Raw genomic sequence first — 3,042 nt, 5'->3', positions numbered from 1 at the left:
TAAGTCGCCATCAAAAGCATCAGCGGTTAAGTCGGTTAATCCCCCGGCAACGTTGGTGTAAAATTGCCGGCTCTGCTGCGTGCGCAGCTGCGCCAGCACGCCACCTTCTGACACAAGATTACCATCCGCGGTATTTGTTTTGTTCCAGTAGGTAACTGCATCGTCAGATATCGAACCTTTGTTATCCAGTGCAGTATTGTTTTTTGTGTCGACCAGGACGTCACCGCTGAGCTTTAATTTTTTCAGGTTACCTGTCCAGCGCGTACCTGAGTCAGGTAGAAACATCGCATAGTAAACACTGTCCAAACTGCGGGTCCGGTCAAAGTTATTGCTGGCAACAGAAGGCGAAGTGAAGGTCGTATTTACTTTTAAAATTTCAAGTAGCGTTGCTTTTAACGCACTTGCCAGGGCAGACGAATCCCGGGCGGGATAATACTGTCCTCCACCGTTTGTTGCTGCTAATTCAAGTAACTCACCAGCATTATCTATAGCACTGTCACCAAAACCGATAGTATACAATTTCGCAATTTGCTTACCGGCAAGTTCAGGGTTTACATCCTCAGTCGCCATCCATTTTGACAGAACAGGTAAATAACTGGTGCGGCCATCGTCAAATTTGTATGGTGCTTCACTGCTCAGTGCTTTGATTGCTGTATCAGCATGCTTATCTACCGTCGGCTCACCGTCTGTGATCAGTATGGTATAGACGACATCTGAACATTTGTTATAAGGGGTAACGTACTTAGCACCTGATTCTATACTAGTGTCCCGTGCTGGCGTGTTACCTAAGTAACTGCTTTTATAGTTGCTATCTTTTTTTCCGTAATCTACCGTCTCACCCGCATAATAACGTTTAGCTTCCATCAAGCTTTCGCATAACGGCGTGTTCGTTTCTGCATCTATACCTTTTAACGTTTCCAATAGCGCGGCTCTGCTGGCATCAGTCATCTTTTTGATACCATTAACGATGCGCCCGCCGTCTCTGTCTCCTTCGTTCGGGTAATTATAATTAAACAGCATCATGCCAAAATCGACCCCCGGAGTTGCCGTTAGCAGCTCATTAATGGTTTCTTTGGCAACTTCTAACCGGGACTTATTCTCTGTACCAACCTCACTGGCAGTTGCATGGTAATAGTTAATGTAGTTGGAGGTATAGAGCGTAATAGGCACACCGCCCTGCAATGCAGAACTCTGACTGTTGGCTAAAGCCCAGTCTTTCGTATACGCAGTATTTTCCAAATCATTTTTGGCATTACCACTACCGTTATAAGGATAACGGTCATTCGGGATCTGCACATATTTACTGCTATAGGTACCATTTTTCGGTTTTTTGTTTACGATATCATCATAACAGTCAACAGGGTTGTTAGTATTCATCCCCATTTCTGCCGGTAAAGGCTCCCACGAACCCGAGTTACCTTTTACCTGATATTCACGCAGATACCCTGAGTAATAACCTACAGTACGTAATTTTTCCCAGGCAGTTTCACAGCCCAGAATAGCCTTATTAAAGCGCCGCGAATCACTATGGCTGGTTGGAACTACACCTGCACCGTCATCAACCGTTTCCCGGGTGAAATAAATAGCATCGCTGCTAAACTCCTGATAGCCCGCAGTCGTGTAGGTTTTAGTTGGGTCATATTGCTTCTTAACCTCTTCCAGCGTTTTCATTGAGCCGGAGTTATCAAAGATAATCAGAACTTTCGCGTTCTCACCCTGACGATAGGTATTGGTACCAACATAAATTTCTATGTCTTCTGCAAATGCAGGCGACACAATTGCTGCACTCAGCGCGGCACAGGTTAAATATTGCGTTAACATTTTCATATAAATGCCCTCAACCTAATTAATGACGCGCTGTGACACAACCGACTGTATGCGGATGGTTTGGCCTACATCACCATAAGTAGTATCAGTAACCACTCTGTTATAAGTGCAGGCAATAGCTGCACTATAGCCAGTCTTTGAATGCTTACAGTTGGTCGGCGTGGGTACCGCACTGTAGGCAGTAATAGTGCCCGAAGTGTCGGGACTGCTTTCCTTTACTGGTAAGCTGGTGCCAATCGGAATATCAAGACTAAATTGGTTACGCCCACCTACCTGAAACTCTTCACTGCTATACGCTTCATCGTGCGCGCCTTTAGCTTCATTCATTGCCAACTCTGCTTCCTGGGCTGATGACATCATTTTGTTATCTACACCGGAGCTGACCAACAACGCCACAGCTACACCAGTAACTGCTATCAACATAATCATTGCAACAACGAGAACGAACCCATTCTGCCTACCTGACATATACATAACTAAATCTCCCGCCTAATTTACAACGTTGACAGTGCTGGAAAACAACATTCTACGAAAGTTATCATCGGGCACGAACGCGACACCATCTCCCAAGTCATAACTATTCTCATTCAGATAGTTAGCATCAGGCCTAACGGCCCTAACCAGAACAAAAACACGTACAGCAAGTACGCGTGCATCGGCCTGCCATAACGCAGCAGGCATATTGTTAGCCGCAATATAACTATCAATTTCATTGTCAGAGTCTAAATCAACACCGTAATAAAAGCGTATGCGCTCAATTCCATCTAACAACACATTACTTTGCATTACCGGCCCGTTCTGGTTTCTGAGTTCCATTCGGGTTAATACAGGAACAGTTTGTCCATCAAAATTCTCTGTAGTAACAAAGTAAACATGATGCAAGTAGGTCCAGATTTCGCCCAAGTTAATACCCGCAGGCACTCCAGAAAAAATAATACCTTCAGTACCGTTCGTCTCCAGATAAAACCGATCGGCTTGAATAGCTGCTGGCGCAATGGCAGGCCCTGCGCCACGCTTGATTTGGATAATATCGCTATTTGCTACAGCATCTTGAACACAACCTATGGCTGCACCGCCACCTACCAGAGTCCTTCCCCAAACTGGAGGGAAATTTCCGAGCCCAGCTTGCGGAAAACTACCGCCATTTAAGCCCCAGCTGCAATCTCCTACAAAAGGAGCTGGAGCCGTAACATTTGCAGAATACGTAGGCAACAT

Annotated in this window: 3 protein-coding genes; all 3 read right to left on the bottom strand. The window is 45.4% G+C overall.

Annotated features, from left to right (window positions below; genetic code table 11):
• The coding region (locus VIN66_RS03505; protein ID WP_331922699.1) for a hypothetical protein at window positions 1–1,827 on the bottom strand (1,827 nt) is incomplete at its 3' end.
• A gap of 15 nt (window positions 1,828–1,842) precedes the next feature.
• Window positions 1,843–2,250 (bottom strand): hypothetical protein, encoded by a 408-nt coding sequence (locus tag VIN66_RS03500; RefSeq protein WP_331922698.1) that lies wholly within the window; start codon window positions 2,248–2,250, stop codon window positions 1,843–1,845.
• Window positions 2,251–2,316: 66 nt separating this feature from the next.
• Window positions 2,317–3,042 (bottom strand): PilW family protein (locus VIN66_RS03495; protein ID WP_331922697.1); only part of this gene is annotated, 726 nt, incomplete at its 5' end.

Origin of the sequence: Rheinheimera sp. (assembly GCF_036568245.1) — a bacterium.
GTDB lineage: Bacteria > Pseudomonadota > Gammaproteobacteria > Enterobacterales > Alteromonadaceae > Alishewanella.
This window is presented reverse-complemented; position numbering and strand designations above follow the sequence as displayed.

Coding starts and splice junctions, on each gene's coding strand:
- VIN66_RS03500 (WP_331922698.1), bottom strand. CDS start 2,250: ATGTTGATAGCAGTTACTGGTGTAGCTGTGGCGTTGTTGGTCAGCTCC.